This window comes from Streptomyces sp. NPDC006743 (assembly GCF_040703815.1).
Taxonomy (GTDB): Bacteria; Actinomycetota; Actinomycetes; order Streptomycetales; family Streptomycetaceae; genus Streptomyces.
In genome coordinates this window covers 175,277-193,845 of sequence record NZ_JBEYJA010000011.1, presented here as the reverse complement: position 1 = coordinate 193,845, position 18,569 = coordinate 175,277, and the positions used below count along the sequence as shown (strand labels likewise).

The 18,569-nt window shown below is 73.5% G+C and carries 16 protein-coding genes; 10 read left to right on the top strand and 6 right to left on the bottom strand.

The genetic code is table 11. The features are described 5' to 3' along the window. Positions 1-189 precede the first annotated feature (189 nt). Entirely contained in the window at positions 190-516 is a 327-nt protein-coding gene (locus ABZ719_RS12985) for a hypothetical protein (RefSeq protein WP_366725244.1), read from the bottom strand. Positions 517-789: 273 nt separating this feature from the next. On the opposite strand from ABZ719_RS12985, the gene ABZ719_RS12980 reads away from it, so the two are divergent. Genes ABZ719_RS12980 through rbsD form a run of 5 tightly spaced genes read left to right on the top strand, consistent with a single transcriptional unit; the run spans position 790 to position 6,824 of the window. Then, positions 790-1,947: a LacI family DNA-binding transcriptional regulator gene (locus ABZ719_RS12980; protein ID WP_366725243.1), complete on the top strand. Its 1,158-nt coding sequence runs from the start codon at positions 790-792 to the stop codon at positions 1,945-1,947. Then, positions 1,944-3,473: a sugar ABC transporter ATP-binding protein gene (locus ABZ719_RS12975; RefSeq protein WP_366725242.1), complete on the top strand. Its 1,530-nt coding sequence runs from the start codon at positions 1,944-1,946 to the stop codon at positions 3,471-3,473. Before ABZ719_RS12980 ends, ABZ719_RS12975 begins: the two co-directional genes overlap by 4 nt. After that, positions 3,463-5,415, top strand: coding sequence for a substrate-binding domain-containing protein (locus ABZ719_RS12970; protein WP_366725241.1), 1,953 nt, complete (start codon positions 3,463-3,465; stop codon positions 5,413-5,415). Before ABZ719_RS12975 ends, ABZ719_RS12970 begins: the two co-directional genes overlap by 11 nt. Before the next feature lie 33 nt (positions 5,416-5,448). After that, complete coding sequence (locus ABZ719_RS12965; protein WP_366725240.1) at positions 5,449-6,438, top strand: ribokinase; 990 nt, start codon at positions 5,449-5,451, stop codon at positions 6,436-6,438. After that, positions 6,435-6,824: a D-ribose pyranase gene (gene rbsD / locus ABZ719_RS12960; RefSeq protein WP_366725239.1), complete on the top strand. Its 390-nt coding sequence runs from the start codon at positions 6,435-6,437 to the stop codon at positions 6,822-6,824. The genes ABZ719_RS12965 and rbsD overlap by 4 nt, the downstream gene beginning before the upstream one ends. A 244-nt stretch (positions 6,825-7,068) precedes the next feature. Here the strand turns inward: rbsD and ABZ719_RS12955 are convergent, their stop codons facing one another. From ABZ719_RS12955 to ABZ719_RS12945, 3 genes are read right to left on the bottom strand one after another with little or no spacing between them, the layout of a single operon-like run. Next, entirely contained in the window at positions 7,069-7,908 is an 840-nt protein-coding gene (locus ABZ719_RS12955) for a sugar phosphate isomerase/epimerase family protein (RefSeq protein WP_366725238.1), read from the bottom strand. Further along, positions 7,905-9,056: a dihydrodipicolinate synthase family protein gene (locus tag ABZ719_RS12950; RefSeq protein ID WP_366725237.1), complete on the bottom strand. Its 1,152-nt coding sequence runs from the start codon at positions 9,054-9,056 to the stop codon at positions 7,905-7,907. Before ABZ719_RS12950 ends, ABZ719_RS12955 begins: the two co-directional genes overlap by 4 nt. Next, positions 9,053-10,204 (bottom strand): Gfo/Idh/MocA family oxidoreductase, encoded by a 1,152-nt coding sequence (locus tag ABZ719_RS12945; RefSeq protein WP_366725236.1) that lies wholly within the window; start codon positions 10,202-10,204, stop codon positions 9,053-9,055. Before ABZ719_RS12945 ends, ABZ719_RS12950 begins: the two co-directional genes overlap by 4 nt. 470 nt (positions 10,205-10,674) lie before the next feature. Between ABZ719_RS12945 and ABZ719_RS12940 the strand changes: the two genes are divergently transcribed. From ABZ719_RS12940 to ABZ719_RS12930, 3 genes are all read left to right on the top strand, one after another. Continuing rightward, on the top strand, positions 10,675-11,721 hold the full coding sequence (locus ABZ719_RS12940) for a LacI family DNA-binding transcriptional regulator (protein WP_366725235.1): 1,047 nt from the start codon (positions 10,675-10,677) through the stop codon (positions 11,719-11,721). A 217-nt stretch (positions 11,722-11,938) separates the two neighbouring features. Next, on the top strand, positions 11,939-12,535 hold the full coding sequence (locus ABZ719_RS12935; protein ID WP_366725234.1) for a dihydrofolate reductase family protein: 597 nt from the start codon (positions 11,939-11,941) through the stop codon (positions 12,533-12,535). A gap of 229 nt (positions 12,536-12,764) precedes the next feature. Next, entirely contained in the window at positions 12,765-13,565 is an 801-nt protein-coding gene (locus ABZ719_RS12930; RefSeq protein ID WP_366725233.1) for a sugar phosphate isomerase/epimerase family protein, read from the top strand. Between the two features lie 119 nt (positions 13,566-13,684). Here ABZ719_RS12930 and ABZ719_RS12925 read toward each other — a convergent pair whose 3' ends face one another. Both ABZ719_RS12925 and ABZ719_RS12920 read right to left on the bottom strand, forming a co-directional pair. Then, positions 13,685-14,320, bottom strand: coding sequence for a GNAT family protein (locus tag ABZ719_RS12925; protein WP_366725232.1), 636 nt, complete (start codon positions 14,318-14,320; stop codon positions 13,685-13,687). Between the two features lie 113 nt (positions 14,321-14,433). Beyond that, positions 14,434-15,384 (bottom strand): EamA family transporter, encoded by a 951-nt coding sequence (locus tag ABZ719_RS12920; protein WP_366725231.1) that lies wholly within the window; start codon positions 15,382-15,384, stop codon positions 14,434-14,436. A gap of 101 nt (positions 15,385-15,485) precedes the next feature. Between ABZ719_RS12920 and ABZ719_RS12915 the strand changes: the two genes are divergently transcribed. Together ABZ719_RS12915 and ABZ719_RS12910 are read left to right on the top strand one after the other, a co-directional pair. Continuing rightward, positions 15,486-16,412, top strand: coding sequence for a LysR family transcriptional regulator (locus ABZ719_RS12915; protein WP_366725230.1), 927 nt, complete (start codon positions 15,486-15,488; stop codon positions 16,410-16,412). A 279-nt stretch (positions 16,413-16,691) separates the two neighbouring features. Beyond that, on the top strand, positions 16,692-18,536 hold the full coding sequence (locus tag ABZ719_RS12910; RefSeq protein WP_366725229.1) for a glycoside hydrolase family 3 protein: 1,845 nt from the start codon (positions 16,692-16,694) through the stop codon (positions 18,534-18,536). Positions 18,537-18,569: the final 33 nt, after the last annotated feature.

Below are 18,569 nucleotides of genomic sequence, written 5' to 3'. Positions count from 1 at the left end.
CGACGCACCCGTGTCATACGACCGACGATCCGAACCCGAACCCGCCATCACACACCACTCCCCACCAAACCAACAACCAACCCAGAAAACCCGGAAGACAACCCGGCAGACAACCCGGAAAACCCGACACGCCCGAAAGAACACACAGAACGCACAGAACGCACAGAACGCACAGAGCAGAACAACAACTCAGCGGAAACGCGCCGCATCGAAATTCGCCGCACCCATCTGCTGCCGCGCATTCTCACCCTGCTCCTGATCACCCGAGGAAAACGCACCCTCCATCCCCGACTGACCACCCAAAATCGCCCCCAACGACGCATTCAACTCACGCGCGATCCCATCCGCACGCCCCTTGAACTCATCAAACATCCGACGGCCCGCACCATTGAACTTCCCCTCCAACGGCTCCACCGCCTGCACCAACTGCCGGATCAACGACCCCAGATCATCACTCGACCCACGCGAATCACGCATCAACGCCGACAACGTCTGCGCACCCATATCGAACTTCACGCCGAACTCGCCTCCCCCAGCGGAGGGTTGGCGCGAGGCTCAAGGCCGCCAACCCTCGGTGAACGTTTCTGCCCCACTATGTTCACCACCGGCGATCACACTCGCAACCGTCTTGCGTCACAGCCCTGGCACAGCCGCGTCCCGTGGTTGCCACATCCACAGATCGCGGCGTTCCGCAGGACGCGTAACGATTCGGTAACCCCCTCTTGCCACGCCTCGTGTAATCGATTCCAATCCCTCGTGTAATCGATTCCACGAGGAGGTGGAGCGGCGATGGCGAGCATCAAGGATGTCGCTGCCGGGGCGGGCGTGTCCGTCGCCACGGTCTCGCGCGTCCTGAACGACCATCCGTCGGTCAGCGCCGAGGCACGGGCGCGTGTGCTGGCCGCCGTCGAGGCGCTGGGCTACCGGCCGAACGCCGTCGCCCGTTCGCTGCGCACGGACCAGACCCGCACCCTGGGGCTCGTCATCAGCGACGTGCTCAACCCGTACTTCACCGAGCTGGCCCGCTCCGTCGAGGAGGAGGCCCGCGCGCTCGGGTACAGCGTGATCATCGGGAACGCCGACGAGCGGCCCGATCTCCAGGACCACCACGTGCGGACCCTGCTGGACCGGCGGATCGACGGCCTGCTCGTCTCCCCCACCGACGGTGGTTCGCCGCTGATGCTCGAGGCCGCGCGCTCGGGGACGCCGATGGTGTTCGTCGACCGGTGGATCAAGGGCGTGGACGTGCCCGTGGTGCGGGCCGACGGGCAGCAGGCGGTGCGGGACCTCGTCGCGCACCTGTACGGGCTCGGGCACCGGCGGCTCGCGATCATCGCGGGTCCCGCGGCCACCACGACCGGCAGTGAGCGGGTGCGGGCCTTCCGGGAGGCGCTGGCCGCCTACGGGCTCGACCTCCCCGAGGCCTACACCGGGCAGGGCGACTTCCAGGCCGAGAGCGGGCGGCGGGTCACCGAGGGGTTCCTCGACCTGCCCGAGCCGCCCGAGGTGGTCTTCGCGGCCGACAACCTGATGGCGCTCGGCGCGCTGGACGCGATCCGGGCGCGCGGGCTGCGGGTGCCGGACGACATCGCGCTGGCGGCGTTCGACGACATCCCGTGGTTCGTGCACACCGATCCGCCGATCACCGCCGTCGCCCAGCCCACGGGCGAGCTGGGGCGGGCGGCCGTACGGGCGCTGGTGGACCGTATCGAGGGCCGGGGGCCGGAGTCGGTGACGCTGCCCGCCCGGCTCGTCGTCCGCCGCTCGTGCGGCGAGGCCGCCGCCGGGCCGGCTCCCGCGCTCGCCGCCCGTGCCGCCACCGCGGACGGGGCGAGGACCGTCACCCCCGACGCCGGCGTCCCGGCCGGGAGCCGGGCGGCCGGTCCCCCGGCCACCGGCGCCCCCACCGTCCCCGAGTCCGTCGCAACGAACAGGAGCATGCCGTGAGCGACCCGGAGGAGTTGCTGCGCATCGAGGGCATCCGGAAGACCTTCCCGGGCGTGGTGGCGCTGGACAGCGTCGACTTCGACCTGCGCCGGGGCGAGGTGCACGTGCTGCTCGGGGAGAACGGCGCCGGCAAGAGCACGCTCATCAAGATGCTCTCCGGTGCCTACACCCCCGATGCCGGGCGGATCTGGGCCGCCGGCGAGGAGGTGCGCATCCACGGTGCGCAGGACTCCGAGCGGCTCGGGATCGCCACGATCTACCAGGAGTTCAACCTCGTACCCGATCTGACGGTCGCCGAGAACATCTTCCTGGGCCGCCAGCCGCGCCGCTTCGGGATGATCGACCGCAAGCGGATGGAGACCGAGGCCGCCGCCCTGCTCGAACGGGTGGGCGTCAGCGTGTCGCCCCGCGCACGGGTGCGCGAACTGGGCATCGCCCGGCTCCAGATGGTCGAGATCGCCAAGGCGCTGAGCCTGGACGCCCGCGTGCTGATCATGGACGAGCCGACCGCCGTACTCACCTCCGAGGAGGTCGAGAAGCTGTTCTCGATCGTGCGGACGCTGCGCGCCGACGGCGTCGGGATCGTGTTCATCACGCACCACCTGGAGGAGATCGCCGCCCTGGGCGACCGGGTCACGGTCATCCGGGACGGGCGCAGCGTGGGCCAGGTGCCCGCCTCGACGCCCGAGGACGAGCTGGTCCGGCTCATGGTGGGGCGCTCCATCGAGCAGCAGTACCCCAGGGAGCGGGCCGAGCGGGGCGAGCCGCTGCTCGCCGTCGAGGGGCTCACCCGGGACGGGGTCTTCCACGACGTCAGCTTCCAGGTGCACGCCGGTGAGGTCGTCGGCATCGCGGGGCTGGTGGGCGCGGGACGTACGGAGGTCGTGCGGGCCGTGTTCGGCGCGGACCCGTACGACCGGGGTGACGTCCGCGTCGCCGGTGCCCGGCTGCGGCGGCACGACGTGAACGCGGCCATGGCCGCCGGGATCGGGCTGGTGCCCGAGGACCGCAAGGGGCAGGGGCTGGTCCTCGACGCCTCGGTGGAGGAGAACCTCGGTCTGGTGACCCTGCGGTCGGCCTCGCGCGGCGGCCTCGTGGACCTCAAGGGGCAGCACCGGGAGGCCGAGCGGATCGCCGGGCAGCTCGGCGTGCGGATGGCCGGTCTCGGCCAGCACGTGCGGACCCTGTCGGGCGGCAACCAGCAGAAGGTCGTCATCGGCAAGTGGCTGCTGGCCGACACCAAGGTCCTCATCCTCGACGAGCCGACCCGGGGCATCGACGTCGGCGCCAAGGTCGAGATCTACCAGCTCATCAACGAACTGACGGCCGCCGGCGCCGCCGTCCTGATGATCTCCAGCGACCTGCCCGAGGTGCTCGGCATGAGCGACCGGGTGCTGGTGATGGCGCAGGGCCGGATCGCCGGGGAACTCCCGGCCGACGAGGCGACCCAGGACGCCGTGATGGCGCTCGCCGTCAGCACTCCTACGAACGGAACGACCGAAGTGGAGGCCCCCCGTGGCCACTGACACGCTCAAGAGCAAGGCGGGCGCGGGTGGCGCCTCCGGCGGCCTGCGCCGCCTGCTGCTCGACAACGGCGCGCTGACCGCGCTGATCGTCCTCGTCATCGCGCTGTCCGCGCTCTCCGGGGACTTCCTGACGACGGACAACCTGCTGAACATCGGTGTCCAGGCGGCGGTGACCGCCATCCTGGCCTTCGGTGTCACCTTCGTCATCGTCGCGGCGGGCATCGACCTGTCGGTCGGTTCGGTGGCGGCGCTGTCGGCGACGGTGCTCGCCTGGAGCGCGACCTCGCACGGGGTGCCGGTGGTCCTCGCGGTGGTCCTCGCCGTCGCCACGGGCATCGCGGCGGGCCTGGTCAACGGTTTCCTGATCTCCTACGGCAAGCTGCCGCCGTTCATCGCGACGCTGGCCATGCTGTCGGTGGGCCGCGGTCTGTCGCTGGTCATCTCGCAGGGCTCCCCGATCGCCCTGCCGGACTCGGTCTCGCACCTGGGTGACACGCTCGGCGGCTGGCTGCCGGTGCCCGTGCTCGTCATGGTCGTCATGGGCCTGATCACGGCGTTCGTGCTGGGACGTACGTACATCGGGCGTTCGATGTACGCGATCGGCGGCAACGAGGAGGCGGCCCGGCTCTCGGGGCTGCGGGTGAAGCGGCAGAAGCTCGCAATCTACGCCCTGTCGGGGCTGTTCGCCGCCGCGGCCGGCATCGTGCTCGCCGCCCGGCTCTCCTCCGCGCAGCCGCAGGCCGCCAACGGCTACGAGCTGGACGCGATCGCGGCGGTCGTCATCGGCGGCGCCTCGCTGGCGGGCGGCACGGGCAAGGCGTCCGGGACGCTGATCGGCGCGCTGATCCTCGCGGTGCTCAGGAACGGCCTCAACCTGCTGTCGGTGTCGGCGTTCTGGCAGCAGGTCGTCATCGGTGTCGTGATCGCGCTGGCGGTGCTGCTCGACACCGTGCGCCGCAAGGCCGGGGCGACCCCGCAGGCCGCGGGCACGGGCAGCGGCGGCGGCAAGGGCAAGCAGGCGGCGACGTACGGGCTGGCGGCGGTGGTGACCGTGGCGCTGGTGGCCGCGACCTCGCTGCTGCACACCGGGTCCGCTTCGACGACCCCGAAGATGGGTCTGTCGCTGTCCACCCTCAACAATCCGTTCTTCGTGCAGATCAAGTCGGGCGCGCAGGCCGAGGCGAAGAAGCTGGGCCTGGACCTGACCGTCACCGACGCGCAGAACGACGCCTCGCAGCAGGCCAACCAGCTCCAGAACTTCACCAGTTCGAGCCTGGGCGCGATCATCGTCAACCCGGTGGACTCGGACGCGGCCAGCAACTCCGTGAAGGCCGCCGGCAAGGCGGACATCCCCGTCATCGCCGTGGACCGCGGCGTCAACAACGCGAGGACGGCCGCGCTGGTCGCCTCCGACAACGTGGCCGGCGGCGAACTGGCCGCCAGGACCATCGCCGAGAAGCTGGGCGGGCACGGGAAGATCGTGATCCTCCAGGGGCAGGCGGGCACCTCCGCCGCCCGTGAGCGCGCCGCCGGTTTCGCCCAGGGTCTCAAGGCCTACCCGGGCATCCAGGTCCTCGCCCAGCAGCCCGCCGACTTCGACCGCACCAAGGGTCTCGACGTGATGTCGAACCTGCTCCAGGCCCACCCCGACGTGCAGGGCGTGATCGCCGCCAACGACGAGATGGCGCTCGGCGCGGTCAAGGCGCTCGGCTCCAAGGCCGGCAGGTCCGTGCAGGTCGTCGGCTTCGACGGCACCCCGGACGGCCTGACCGCCGTCAAGAACGGCACGCTGTACGCCTCGGTCGCGCAGCAGCCGAGCCAGCTCGGCCGGATCGCCGTGGACAACGCGCTCAAGGCGGTCCAGGGAAAGAAGGTCGCGCCGACGGTGAAGGTGCCGGTCAAGGTGGTAACGAAGGAGAACGTGGCCGGGTTCAGCGGCTGACCGGCGACCCGTTCCCGTAAGGAGACACTGCGCATGTACGACTACGACCTGCTGGTCGTGGGGTCGGCCAACGCCGACCTGGTGATCGGCGTCGAGCGCCGGCCCGCGGCCGGGGAGACGGTCCTCGGCTCCGACCTGGCCGTCCACCCCGGCGGCAAGGGCGCCAACCAGGCGGTCGCCGCGGCCCGGCTGGGGGCCCGCACGGCCCTGCTGGCCCGGGTCGGTGACGACGCGCACGGACGGCTGCTGCTGGACGCGCAGCGGTCGGCCGGGGTCGACCCGGCGGGTGTGCTGATCGGCGGCGCGCCGACCGGGGTCGCGCTGATCACGGTGGACCCGTCGGGAGACAACTCGATCGTGGTCTCGCCGGGTGCCAACGGCCGGCTGACCCCCGGGGACGTCCGTGCCGCGGCGGCTCTCGTCGGGTCCGCGCGGGTGGTGTCCGCGCAGTTGGAGGTCCCGCTGGAGACGGTCGTGGAGACCGTACGCCACCTGGCCGCGGGGAGCCGGTTCGTGCTCAACCCGTCGCCGCCGCGCCCGCTGCCGCCCCAGCTCCTGGAGGCGTGCGACCCGCTGATCGTCAACGAGCACGAGGCGAAGGTCATCCTGGGCGGGGCGGACGCCGGTGCCGGCCCGGAGGACTGGGCGCGGGCGCTGCTCGCGCGCGGCCCGCGTTCGGTGGTCGTCACCCTGGGCGGCGAGGGCGCGCTGGTGGCGTCCGCCGAGGGGACGGCCCGGGTGCCGTCCGTGAAGGTGGACGCCGTGGACACGACGGGCGCGGGCGACGCGTTCACCGCGGCGCTGGCCTGGCGGCTCGGCGCGGGCGCGTCCCTGGAGAAAGCGGCGGCGTACGCGGCCCGGGTGGGCGCGGCGGCCGTGACGAAGCGGGGTGCGCAGGAGTCGTACCCGACGGCGGCGGAGGTCGACGCCCTGTCCCCTGCCGTCCCGCAGGACGGTTCCGGGGCCCCCGGCCGGGACGGGGAGGACTCCTCCGGCGACCCGGCGCGAGGCGGCTCACGGTGAAGAAGGCGGGCATCCTCAACCGGCATCTGTCCGGTGCCCTGGCCGAGCTGGGGCACACCGACGAGGTGCTGGTGTGCGACGCGGGCATGCCGATACCGGCCGGGCCGCGGGTGGTCGACCTGGCGTTCCGTGCCGGGGTGCCGTCCTTCGCCGAGGTACTGGACGGGCTGCTGGCGGAGCTGGTGGTGGAGGGCGCGACGGCGGCGGCCGAGGTGCGCGGGGCCAATCCGGCGGCTGCCGCGCTGCTGGACGGCCGCTTCCCCGGGCTCGTCCTGGTCCCGCACGAGCGGCTCAAGGAGCTGTCGGCGGGTGCGCGTCTGGTCGTACGGACCGGGGAGGCGCGGCCGTACGCGAACGTGCTGCTGCGCTGCGGGGTGTTCTTCTAGGAGACCGGCCCGGACAGCTTCGAGGGGGCCCGGTCGTCGACCCGGCCCCCTCGGCTCTTCCCCTCCTGCGCCGGAACCCGTGGCTCCCCCCGAGCCTCCCCGGGTCTCCCCGGGCCCCCACCGGGGGTTCCGACGACAGATACGACATGCCGCGCGCCGGAAGGGTTGCACTGCGCGGCGATATTCTTCGCGGTATTTCCCGGCGGCCGGGAACGCCGCCGACGCCGACGGCCCCGCCCGGCGGTCAGCGCACGACGTGTTCCACGAACCGCGCCGCCGTCTCCTCCAGCACCTCCCGGCCGTCGCGCGCCCACAGAGCGTCGTTGAACAGTTCGACCTCGATGAGGCCGCTGTAGCCGGCGGCCTCCACGTACCCCTTCCACTCGCGCATGTCGATGGCGCCGTCGCCGATCTGGCCGCGGCCGTTGAGGACGCCCTCCGGCAGCGGGGTGGTCCAGTCGGCGAGCTGGAAGGTGTGGATGCGGCCGGACGCGCCCGCCCGGGCGATCTCGGCGGGCGCCCGGTCGTCCCACCAGATGTGGTAGGTGTCCACGGCCACGCCGACCTGGTCGGCGGGGAAGCGTTCGGCCAGGTCCAGGGCCTGCGTCAGGGTGGACACCACGCAGCGGTCGGCGGCGAACATGGGGTGCAGCGGCTCGATGGCCAGACGTACACCGCGTTCGGCCGCGTAGGGGCCGAGGACGGCGAGGGCGTCGGCGACGCGTTCGCGGGCGCCGTGCAGGTCCTTGTCCCCGGCGGGGAGTCCGCCGGAGACGAGGACCAGGGTGTCCGTGCCGAGCGCGGCGGCCTCGTCGACGGCCGCGTGGTTGTCGCGCAGCGCCTCCGCGCGTTCGACGGGGTCGGCCGCGGTGAGGAAGCCGCCCCGGCACAGGGTGGTGACGGTCAGGCCCGCCTCCCGGACGAGCTGGGCGGCGGCCTCCAGCCCGTAGGCCCGCACCGGTTCGCGCCACAGGCCGATGCCGCCGACGCCCAGTTCCGCGCAGGCGCCGACGAGTTCGGGCAGGGGGAGCTGCTTGACGGTCATCTGGTTGACGGAGAAACGGCTCAGGCCGGCGTGGGTCATCGGTTCACCCCGTGGAGGAGGAGCAGGCCGCGCATCCGTTCCTCGGCGAGCGCGGGGTCCGGGAACAGGCCCAGACCGTCGGCGAGTTCGTAGGCGCGGGCCAGGTGCGGCAGGGAACGGGCCGACTGCAGGCCGCCGACCATCGTGAAGTGCGACTGGTGCCCGGCCAGCCAGGCGAGCAGGACGACACCCGTCTTGTAGAAGCGGGTGGGGGCCTGGAAGAGGTGGCGGGAGAGGGCGACGGTGGGGTCGAGGAGGGCGCGGAAGCCGGCCGTGTCACCGGTGTCCAGGACGCGTACCGCCTCGGCGGCCAGCGGGCCCAGCGGGTCGAAGACGCCGAGCAGGGCGTGGCTGAACCCCTGGTCGTCGCCGGCGATCAGCTCCGGGTAGTGGAAGTCGTCGCCGGTGTAGCAGCGCACGCCCCGGGGCAGGCGGCGGCGCAGGTCGATCTCGCGCTGGGCGTCCAGCAGGGAGATCTTCACTCCGTCGACCTTGTCGGGGTGGGCGGCGATGACGTCCAGGAAGGTACCGGTGGCCGCGTCGAGGTCCGCGGAGCCCCAGTAGCCCTCCAGCGCCGGGTCGAACATGGGGCCGAGCCAGTGCAGGATCACCGGTTCGGCGGCCTGGCGCAGCAGGTGGCCGTAGACCTCCAGGTAGTCCTCCGGGCCCCGGGCGGTCGCGGCGAGGGCGCGGGAGGCCATGAGGATCGCCTGGGCGCCGGACTCCTCGACGACGGCGAGCTGTTCCTCGTAGGCGGCGCGGATGCCGGCGAGCGTGCCGCCGGTGATCTGGTCGGTGCCCACACCGCAGGCGATCTTGCCGCTCACCGACTTCGCCTCCGCCGCCGAGCGGCGGATCAGCTCGGCCGCGCCCGCCCAGTCCAGGCCCATGCCGCGCTGGGCGGTGTCCATGGCCTCGGCGACGCCCAGCCCGTGCGACCACAGGTGGCGGCGGAAGGCGAGGGTGGCGTCCCAGTCGACGGCCGCGGGCGAGTCGGGCGAGACGTCGGCGAACGGGTCCGCGACGACGTGGGCGGCGGAGAAGACCGTACGGGAGGTGAAGGGAGCGCCCGGGGCGGCGGCGAAGGGCTCGGTGCGCGGCTCGTAGGCCCGCAGCGTGCCGTCGGCGTCCGGCAGGTGGAGGGTCACAGCGCGATCTCCGGGACGTCGATGCGGCGGCCCTCGGCGGAGGACTTCAGGCCCAGTTCCGCGAGCTGGACGCCGCGGGCGCCGGCGAGCAGGTCCCAGTGGTAGGGGGCGTCGGCGTAGACGTGGCGCAGGAACAGCTCCCACTGGGCCTTGAAGCCGTTGTCGAAGTCGGTGTTATCGGGCACTTCCTGCCACTGGTCGCGGAAGACCTCGGTGGCCGGGACGTCGGGGTTCCAGACCGGCTTGGGGGTGGCGGAGCGGTGCTGGGCGCGGCAGCGGCGCAGGCCCGCCACGGCGGAGCCCTCCGTGCCGTCGACCTGGAACTCGACGAGTTCGTCGCGGTTGACGCGCACCGCCCAGGAGGAGTTGATCTGGGCGACCGCGCCGCCCTCCAGTTCGAAGATGCCGTAGGCGGCGTCGTCGGCGGTGGCGTCGTACGGCTTGCCGTTCTCGTCCCAGCGCTGGGGGATGTGGGTGGCGGTGAGGGCCTGGACGGAGGTGACGCGGCCGAACAGCTCGTGCAGCACGTACTCCCAGTGCGGGAACATGTCGACGACGATGCCGCCGCCGTCCTCGGCCCGGTAGTTCCACGACGGGCGCTGGGCCTCCTGCCAGTCGCCCTCGAAGACCCAGTAGCCGAACTCGCCGCGCACGGACAGGATGCGGCCGAAGAAGCCGCCGTCGATCAGCCGCTTCAGCTTCAGCAGGCCCGGCAGGAAGATCTTGTCCTGGACGACGCCGTGCCGGATGCCGGCCGCGTGGGCGAGGCGGGCCAGCTCCAGGGCGCCGTCGAGGCCGGTGGCGGTGGGCTTCTCGGTGTAGACGTGCTTGCCCGCGGCGATCGCCTTCTTGATCGCCTCCTCGCGGGCGGAGGTGACCTGGGCGTCGAAGTAGATGTCCACGGCCGGGTCGGCGAGGACCGCGTCCAGGTCGGTGGAGACGTGCTCCAGGCCGTGCCGGCCGGCAAGCGCCTTCAGCGCGTGCTCGCGGCGGCCGACCAGGACGGGTTCCGGCCACAGCACGGTGCCGTCGCCGAGGTCGAGTCCGCCCTGCTCGCGCAGGGCGAGGATCGAGCGGACCAGGTGCTGGCGGTAGCCCATGCGTCCGGTCACGCCGTTCATGGCGATCCGCACCGTCTTGCGTGTCACGTCGGTCCCAGTCCTTTCGTACGGCCGCTCGCGCCCGCTCTCCCGCGGCCGCTGTCGCGGACCCCTGTCCTCGCCGCGCCCGTCGCGGCCCTCTGTCCTCGCCGCTCGTCGCGGTCATGTGCCGTCGCCGCTCGTCACCGCCGCGTGTACGGTCACGCGTCACCGACGCGCGTACGGTCACCCGTCGCGGTGCTGCTCGTGCGGCCGCGGGTGCGGCGAGCGAGGACAGCAAGCGCTTTCTACGTCAGGAGAAGCTAGCCTCTGGACAGCGGTCCGGACAAGAGCGGGCACGGATCGTGTTGTCCGGGCGGACGGACACCGCGGTGTCCCGGCGGACGGGCACCGTGGCGTTCGAGCAGGCGAACAAGGGGGCGAATGGCCGTAAGGTCTGCACGACACCACGGCCCGCGGCAGCCGCCCGGACGGTGCCCGCTCACCCACGACGACACGCGCGACCGGAGGACGACGAGATGACGGTGACCCTGGCGGACGTGGCGGCCCGCGCCCAGGTCTCGCCCGCGACGGTGTCGCGCGTGCTGAACGGGAACTACCCGGTGGCCGCCTCCACCCGGGAGCGGGTCCTGAAGGCCGTCGACGAGCTGGACTACGTGCTCAACGGCCCCGCGAGCGCGCTCGCCGCCGCCACCTCCGACCTGGTCGGCATCCTCGTGAACGACATCGCCGACCCGTTCTTCGGGATCATGGCGAGCGCGATCCAGTCGGAGATCGGCGGTCCGGGCGGGCGGGCCGGCGGCGAACGGCTGGCGGTGGTCTGCAACACCGGCGGCTCGCCCGAACGGGAACTGACCTACCTGACGCTGCTCCAGCGGCAGCGGGCCGCCGCGGTCGTGCTCACCGGCGGTGCGGTGGAGAGCGCGCCGCACGCGGCGGCGGTCGCGGCGAAACTGCGCCGGCTGGCGGAGGCCGGGACCCGGGTGGTGCTGTGCGGACGGCCGCCGGTGCCGGACACCGAGGCGGTCGCGCTGGCCTTCGACAACCGCGGGGGCGCGCGGCAGCTGACCGAGCACCTGACGGGCCTGGGACACCGGCGGCTCGGCTACATCGCGGGCCCGCGGGAGCGCACCACCACCCGGCACCGCCTCGAAGGGCACCGCGAGGCGCTGGCGGCGGCGGGCGTCGAGGACGACCCGGACCGTACCGTGCACGGCCGGTTCGACCGCCGGTCCGGTTACGAGGCCACGCTGGAGCTGCTGCGCCGCGACCCCGCGCTCACGGCGGTCGTCGCCGCCAACGACTCCGTGGCGCTGGGCGCCTGCGCCGCGCTGCGCGAGTCCGGGCTGCGCATCCCGGGGGACGTCTCGGTGGCGGGCTTCGACGACCTGCCCTTCAGTGTCGACGCGGTGCCCTCCCTCACGACGGTCCGCCTGCCCCTCGCGGAGGCCGGCGCACGGGCGGGCCGCATCGCCATGGGCCGCGAGGAGCCCCCGCCCGGGGGCATCGCCACGGTCCGGGGAGAGCTGATGGTGCGGGGGTCCACGGGAGTGCCGCGCGGGTGAGACCGGGGCCGGGCGGCACAACGGAGGGCCGGCCGTGCCGTACGGGACGGTCAGTCGTACGGCGTCCGGCGGCGGGCCGGGCGGCGGGGCCCCGGGGGGCTGCCGTACGGTTCGGGTGCGGACGCGGGCCCCGGGCCGGTGCGGGCACCGATGAGTTCCGGCGCCGCTCGCGGTCTCCTCTGCCGTACCGACCGGCCAGGAAACGGAAGGCATTCCCATGCGTGTCGTCGTCACCGAGTTCATCAGCCTCGACGGAGTCGTGCAGGCGCCCGGCGGTCCGCAGGAGGACACCGACGGCGGCTTCGCGCACGGCGGCTGGTCGCACCCCTTCTTCGACCCCGAGGTGCTCGGCGGAGCGTTCGCCGCGGGCCTGGAGCAGGCCGAGGCGCTGCTCTACGGCCGCCGCACCTACCTGACGATGGCCGCGGCCTGGCCCGGGCGGGCCGGTGACCCCTTCGCCGACCGGATCAACTCCCTGCGCAAGTACGTCGTGTCGGACACCCTCGACGACTCCGCGCTGACCTGGGAGAACACCGTGCGCGTGCCCGGCGCCGAGGCGCTCGCGAAGGTACGGGAACTGCGGGCGGCCGGCGGCGGCGACCTCGCGATGATGGGCAGTCCCACGCTGGTGCGGGCGCTGCTGGCCGCGGACCTGGTGGACGAACTGCGGCTCGCCGTCATGCCGGTGCTCCTCGGCGGCGGCAAGTCGGTCTTCCCGGCGGACGGGGTGCTGCGGACATGGCGGCTGGTGTCGTCGCAGACCGCGAAGACGGGGGCGCAGCTCAACGTGTTCCGACCCGCCGGGCACGAGTAGGCACCGGGCGGTTCTGCCTGCTCGTCCAGGGGACGGAAGCGGTACGTGAACGCCCGCTTCACCGGCGCCGTGGTCATGCTCACAAACCAGTGTCATGACGGGTAAAGATGAAACCTGCTGCTCAGAGCACGGTCTTTCGCCCTGGGGGCGGAACCCCGCTCCTTGCCCTGCTCCGCAGGGGCCCGTTTCCTCTCCGTCCTGAAGGGCGGAGTATCCACGGAGGAATCCCATGAAGCTCGCGTTCTCCACTCTCGGTGTCCCCGGCCTGCCGATCCCGGAGGTCCTGGCGCTCGCGACCGCGCACGGCTACCACGGCGTCGAACTGCGCGCGCACCCCGAGGAACCGGTGCACCCCGGCCTCTCCCCCGCCGAACGCGCGGAGACCGCCGCCCTGTTCGAAGCGGCGGGGGTCGAGGTGCTGTGCGTGGCCGGGTACGCGCGCGTCGCCGCGCCCGGCGACGACGGCCCCGTCCTGGACGAGATCCGCGGGCTGCTGCGACTGGCGCACGACCTGGGCGCCCCGTTCGTCCGGGTCTTCCCCGGCGCCGACGCCGGCCGCCCCCGCGAGGAGTCCGACGCCACCGCCGCCCGGCGTCTGGGCGTCGTCGCCGAGGACGCCGCCGCGCTCGGGGTCCGTGTCCTGCTGGAGACCCACGACTCGCACCGCACCGGCGCCGACGCCATCCGCGTCCTCGGGCCGGTCGGGCACGGGCAGGTGGGCGCGCTGTGGGACGTGATGCACACCTGGCTGGGCGGTGAGCAGCCGTCACAGACGTACGCGGCGCTCGCCCCGCACCTCGGGTACGTGCAGGTCAAGGACATCGACTCGGCCGAGGACACCGTCCCCCTCGCGCTGGGCGCGGGTGTCCTGCCGCTCACCGAGTGCGTCGACGTCCTCACCCGCGCGGGCTGGGACGGCTGGCTGTGCTGGGAGTACGAGAAGCGGTGGTACGAGGCGGCACAGCCGCTGCCCGGACTCCTCGGCCCGGGACGGGAGTACCTGACCCGGCTGCTCAACGAGTCGGCGTAGTCCGCGTCTTTCCCCGGTCCTCCCGCAGGCCCGCCCGGGTCGACCGATCCTCCCGCCGGCCCGCCCGGCCTGCCTGAGATGGCCGGCCGGGCCGGACTCTCCGCCCGGGCCCGCGGCCCCTACCGCTCTTCCCGCCCGGCCGCCCTGCGCACCCGTGCCTCCAGCGCCGGGCGGCGCTCGGGCCACTCCTCGGCCGTGATCGAGTAGATCGCGGAGTCCCGCAGCCGGCCGTCCTCACCCGGCGCCCAGGAGCGGGACCAGTTGCGCAGGACGCCCTCGAAACGGGCGCCGACGCTCTCGATCGCGGCGCGTGAGCGGCTGTTGCGGGCGTCGGTCTTCAGGTCGACGCGGGAGACCCGCCACACCTCGAAGGCGTGCCGGAAGAGCAGGTACTTGGCCTCGGCGTTGATGCCGGTGCCCTGGGCGGAGCGGGCGAGCCAGGTGAAGCCCACCTCGACGGCGTCCAGCCGGTCCTCCGCGCGCCAGGAGCGTGGCTCCCAGTACGAGGTGGCGCCGACCGCCCGGCCGGTGGCGAGGGAGATCTGGGCGTAGGGGGCGAGGCGTCCGGTGGCCGCGCGGGCGAGCTGGGCGTCGATGTAGGCCTCGGTCTCGCCGGCCCGGGGCACCCAGGTGTAGGCGTACGAGTCCCGGTCCTCCTCCGCCGCCACCGCGAGGTCGGCGGCGTGCCGGTGTGCCAGCGGTTCCAGACGTACGAGGCCGCCCTCCAGGGCGGGCCCCTCCATGGTGATCGTCACGCGGGGAGTCTGACGTACGGCCCCGGCCGCGTCGACCCGGTTTCGGCCGGTCCGACGCCGGAGGCCGGGCGGCGCCGGAGTCAGTCCGGCCTCCGGAGGCCGGGCGGCCGGTGTCAGTCCGGCCGCCGGGCGGGGACGGCGACCCGGTCGCGTACGGGGGTGGGCGCCGGGCTCGCCGCCGGGGTCCCGGCGCGGGTCTTTCCCGCGGTCCTCACCGGGGCCAGTGACGTCAGCGCCACCCCGCCCACCAGCAGCGCCCCCGCGCACCAGCGCAGTCCGGTCACCGACTCGTGCAGGAAGAGCGCCGCCGCCGACATCCCGAAGACCGGGACCAGCAGGGAGAAGGGCGCCACGGTGGAGGCGGGGTGGCGGCGCAGCAGCCAGCCCCAGGCGCCGAAGCCGAAGACCGTGGTGACCCAGGCGACGTAGAGGACCGTGCCCGCGCCCTGCCAGTCGAGGCCGCGCAGCGCGGCCAGGTCCCGGGAGGGGCCTTCGGTCAGCAGGGAGAGGGCGAGGAGCGGCAGGACCGGAACGGTGCTGACCCAGACCATGAAGTTCAGGGCGTCCGGCGGGGCCGCCTTGCGGGTCAGGACGTTGGACACTCCCCAGCAGGCCGCCGCGACGACGACCAGCGCGAAGGCGCCGAGCGGGCCCGTGGTGCCCTCGTCCACGGCGGCGACGACGATCCCGGCGAGCGCCACGCCCATGCCCGCCAGCCGCAGCCGGGTGAGGCGTTCGCCGAGGGCCGCGAAGGCGAACAGGGCCGTGAACACCGCCTGGATCTGCAGCACCAGGGAGGACAGCCCGGCCGGCATCCCGTGGTCCATGCCCACGAACAGCAGGCCGAACTTGGCGACCCCGAGGACCAGTCCCACCGCCACGATCCACTTCCAGGCCACCTTGGGCCGGCCCACGAGGAGGACGGCGGGCAGCGCGGCGGCCAGGAAGCGCAGGGCGGAGAAGAGCAGCGGCGGGAAGTGACCGAGGCCGACCTCGATGACGGTGAAGTTGACGCCCCAGACGGCGGCGACGAGGACGGCGATCAGGACATGGGTGGGTCGCATGCGTCGAGGATCACTCGCCCCGACCGTGTAGCACCAGCGATGATTGCTGCACTGTTGGATGCAGCAACGCTAATCGTTCCCGACCGGCCCCTGGAGGAACCGTGCTCGATCTGCAGCGGCTGCGCGCCCTGCACGCCGTCTCCGTGCACGGCACCGTCGGCGCGGCGGCCACCGCGCTCGGCTACACCTCGTCGGCGGTGTCCCAGCAGATCGCCAAGCTGGAACGGGAGACCAGGACCGTCCTCCTGGAGCGCGCGGGGCGCGGGGTGCGGCTCACCGACGAGGCGCACCAGCTCGTGGCCACGGCCCAGGAGTTGCTGGCGATCGTCGAACGGGCGGAGACCGAGCTGGAGGAGCGGCGCGGGGTGCCCGCCGGGCGGCTGACCGTCGCCGCGTTCGCCTCGGCGGCGCGCGGGCTGCTGCCGGGCGTGCTGGCCGACCTGGCCCGGCGTCACCCCGCGCTGGACGCCCGGCTCAGCGAGGTCGACCCGCACCTGTCGGTGGACCTGGTCGCCAAGGGGGCCGTCGACCTCGCGGTCGCGCACGACTGGGACATCGCGCCGCTGCCCGCGCCGGCCGGGGTGGAGCAGGCGGCCATCGGGGACGACCTGTGCGACCTGCTGGTGCCGGCCGGGCATCCGTTCGCCGGGCGGGCCGCGGTGCGGCGCTCCGAGCTGGGCGGGGAGCGGTGGATCTGCCAGCCGCCGGGGCGGGTCTGCCACGACTGGCTGCTGCGCACCCTGCGCGCCGCCGGCCATGAGCCGGACGTCGTCCACCAGGCCGACGAGAACCCGACGCTGGTCGCACTGGTCGCCGCCGGTCTCGGCGTGGCCCTGATCCCGCGCCTGGGCCGCGGGCCGCTGCCCGAGGGGGTGGTCGAGGTCCCGCTGGATCCGGTGCCCGTACGGCACCTGTACGCGCTGTGGCGGGCGGGGGCGGCCCGCCGGCCGGCCATCGCCGAGACGGTGCGCACGCTGCGCGCGCACTGGCCGGCCGCATCGGCGCACACACCGCGGACGGCGGGGTGAGAGGCACCCGGCGCGCCGCCACGCACGGCCGGTCGGCTCCCTGAGCGGTCCGCCGCCACGCACCACCGGATGCGCCCTCCCCTGTCCGCCGCCACGCACCCGTCGGCTCCGCCCTACCCGGTCCGCCGCCCCGCACGGTGGTCCCGGTCGGTGGGCCGTGGGGGTGGTCGCCGCGTCCGCCGGTCCGGTGCGTGCGTTCCCTTGACTGGCAGAAACTTCCCGGATATTGGTGACTCCTCGGAAGTTTCCTTCAGCGGAACCCCTCCGGAAGGAGCGCACGTGCACGACACCACACGCCCCTCCACCCCCTCCTCCCCCCGCCCCTCCAGACGCGGCGTCCTCGCCGCCACCGCCACCCTCACGGCCGCCCTCGCCGTCGGCACCGGCACCGGCACCGCCGAGGCCGCCGCCCGTCCCGACGAGCGGCGGCTGCGCGCCCTCGTGTCGCGGATGACGCTCGAGGAGAAGGTCGGGCAGCTGTTCGTGATGCGGGTCTACGGCCACTCGGCCACCGACCCCGACCAGGCCGACATCGACGCCAACCTCCAGGAGATCGGTGTCCGCACCGCCGCCGAGCTGGTCGCGAAGTACCGCGTCGGCGGCATCATCTACTTCACCTGGGCCCACAACACCCGCGACCCGCAGCAGATCGCCGCCCTGTCCAACGGCATCCAGCGGGCCTCGCTCCAGCAGCCGCGCGGCCTGCCCGTGCTGGTCGCCACCGACCAGGAGCACGGCATCGTCTGCCGGGTCGGCAAGCCCGCCACCCTCTTCCCGGGCGCGATGGCCCTCGGTGCCTCCGGTTCCGTCCCCGACGCCCGCGCCCTCGGCCGGATCTCGGGCACCGAGCTGCGCGCGATGGGCATCAACCAGGACTACTCCCCCGACGCCGACGTGAACGTCAACCCGGCCAACCCGGTCATCGGCGTCCGCTCCTTCGGCGCCGACCCGGACGCGGTGGCCCGGCTGGTGGCGGCCGAGGTGAGGGGCTATCAGGGGGCGCGGGTCGCGGCGACCGCCAAGCACTTCCCCGGGCACGGCGACACCGCGGTGGACAGCCACTACGGCTTCCCGGTCATCACGCACACCCGGGAGGTGTGGGAGAAGCTGGACGCCGTGCCGTTCCGGGCGGCGATCAGGGCCGGCATCGACTCGATCATGACGGCGCACATCCAGTTCCCGGCGCTCGACGACTCCGGCGACCCGGCCACGCTGTCCCACCCGATCCTCACCGGCATCCTGCGCGGCGAGCTGGGCTACGACGGGGTGGTGATCACCGACTCGCTCGGCATGCAGGGGGTGCGCACCAAGTACGGTGACGACCGGGTGCCGGTGCTCGCGCTGAAAGCGGGCGTGGACCAGCTGCTCAACCCGCCCGACCTGGACGTCGCCTGGCACGCGGTCCTGGACGCCGTGCGCGGCGGCGAGCTGACCGAGGCCCGGCTCGATGAATCGATCCTGCGCATTCTGCGGATGAAGGCCCGCCGGGGCCTGTTCGAGGACCCGTACGTCTCCGAGCGCCAGGTGGCGCACCGGGTCGGCACCCCCGGGCATCTGGCGGAGGCCGACCGTATCGCCGAGCGGACGACGACCCTGCTGGTCAACGAGGCCCGGCTGCTGCCCCTGTCGCGCCGCAGCCACCGCACCCTCCTCGTGGTGGGCGCCGACCCGGCCTCACCGTCGGGCACCACGGGCCCGCCCACCGGGGTGCTCGCCGCCGCCCTCACCGAACTGGGCTTCAAGGCCACCGCCCTGTCCACCGGCACCGCCCCCTCGGCGGCCGCCATCGACCGGGCGGTCGCGGCGGCGGGCGACGTGGACGCGGTGGTCGTCGCGACGTACAACGTCACGGCGGGCAGCGCGCAGCGCACGCTGGTGGAGCGGCTGACGGCGACCGGGCGCCCGGTGGTCGCCCTGGCCGTCCGCAACCCCTACGACGTCGCCCAGCTCCCGTCCGTACCGGCGTACCTGGCGTCGTACTCCTGGACCGACGTGGAACTGCGCGCCGCCGCCCGCGTCATCGCCGGCCGGGTGCGGCCGCGCGGGAAGCTGCCGGTGCCGGTGCAGCGGGCGGACGATCCCTCGCGGGTGCTGTACCCCATCGGGTACGGCCTGTCGTACTGACCGGCCGGCGGGCCGCGCCCGGGGAGTGTGTCC

Bases quoted from the DNA above. Each gene is read 5' to 3' on its own strand.
- ABZ719_RS12965 (WP_366725240.1), top strand. From the start codon at position 5,449: ATGTACGACTACGACCTGCTGGTCGTGGGGTCGGCCAACGCCGACCTG.
- ABZ719_RS12955 (WP_366725238.1), bottom strand. From the start codon at position 7,908: ATGACCCACGCCGGCCTGAGCCGTTTCTCCGTCAACCAGATGACCGTC.
- ABZ719_RS12920 (WP_366725231.1), bottom strand. From the start codon at position 15,384: ATGCGACCCACCCATGTCCTGATCGCCGTCCTCGTCGCCGCCGTCTGG.
- ABZ719_RS12980 (WP_366725243.1), top strand. From the start codon at position 790: ATGGCGAGCATCAAGGATGTCGCTGCCGGGGCGGGCGTGTCCGTCGCC.
- ABZ719_RS12935 (WP_366725234.1), top strand. From the start codon at position 11,939: ATGCGTGTCGTCGTCACCGAGTTCATCAGCCTCGACGGAGTCGTGCAG.
- ABZ719_RS12940 (WP_366725235.1), top strand. From the start codon at position 10,675: ATGACGGTGACCCTGGCGGACGTGGCGGCCCGCGCCCAGGTCTCGCCC.
- ABZ719_RS12930 (WP_366725233.1), top strand. From the start codon at position 12,765: ATGAAGCTCGCGTTCTCCACTCTCGGTGTCCCCGGCCTGCCGATCCCG.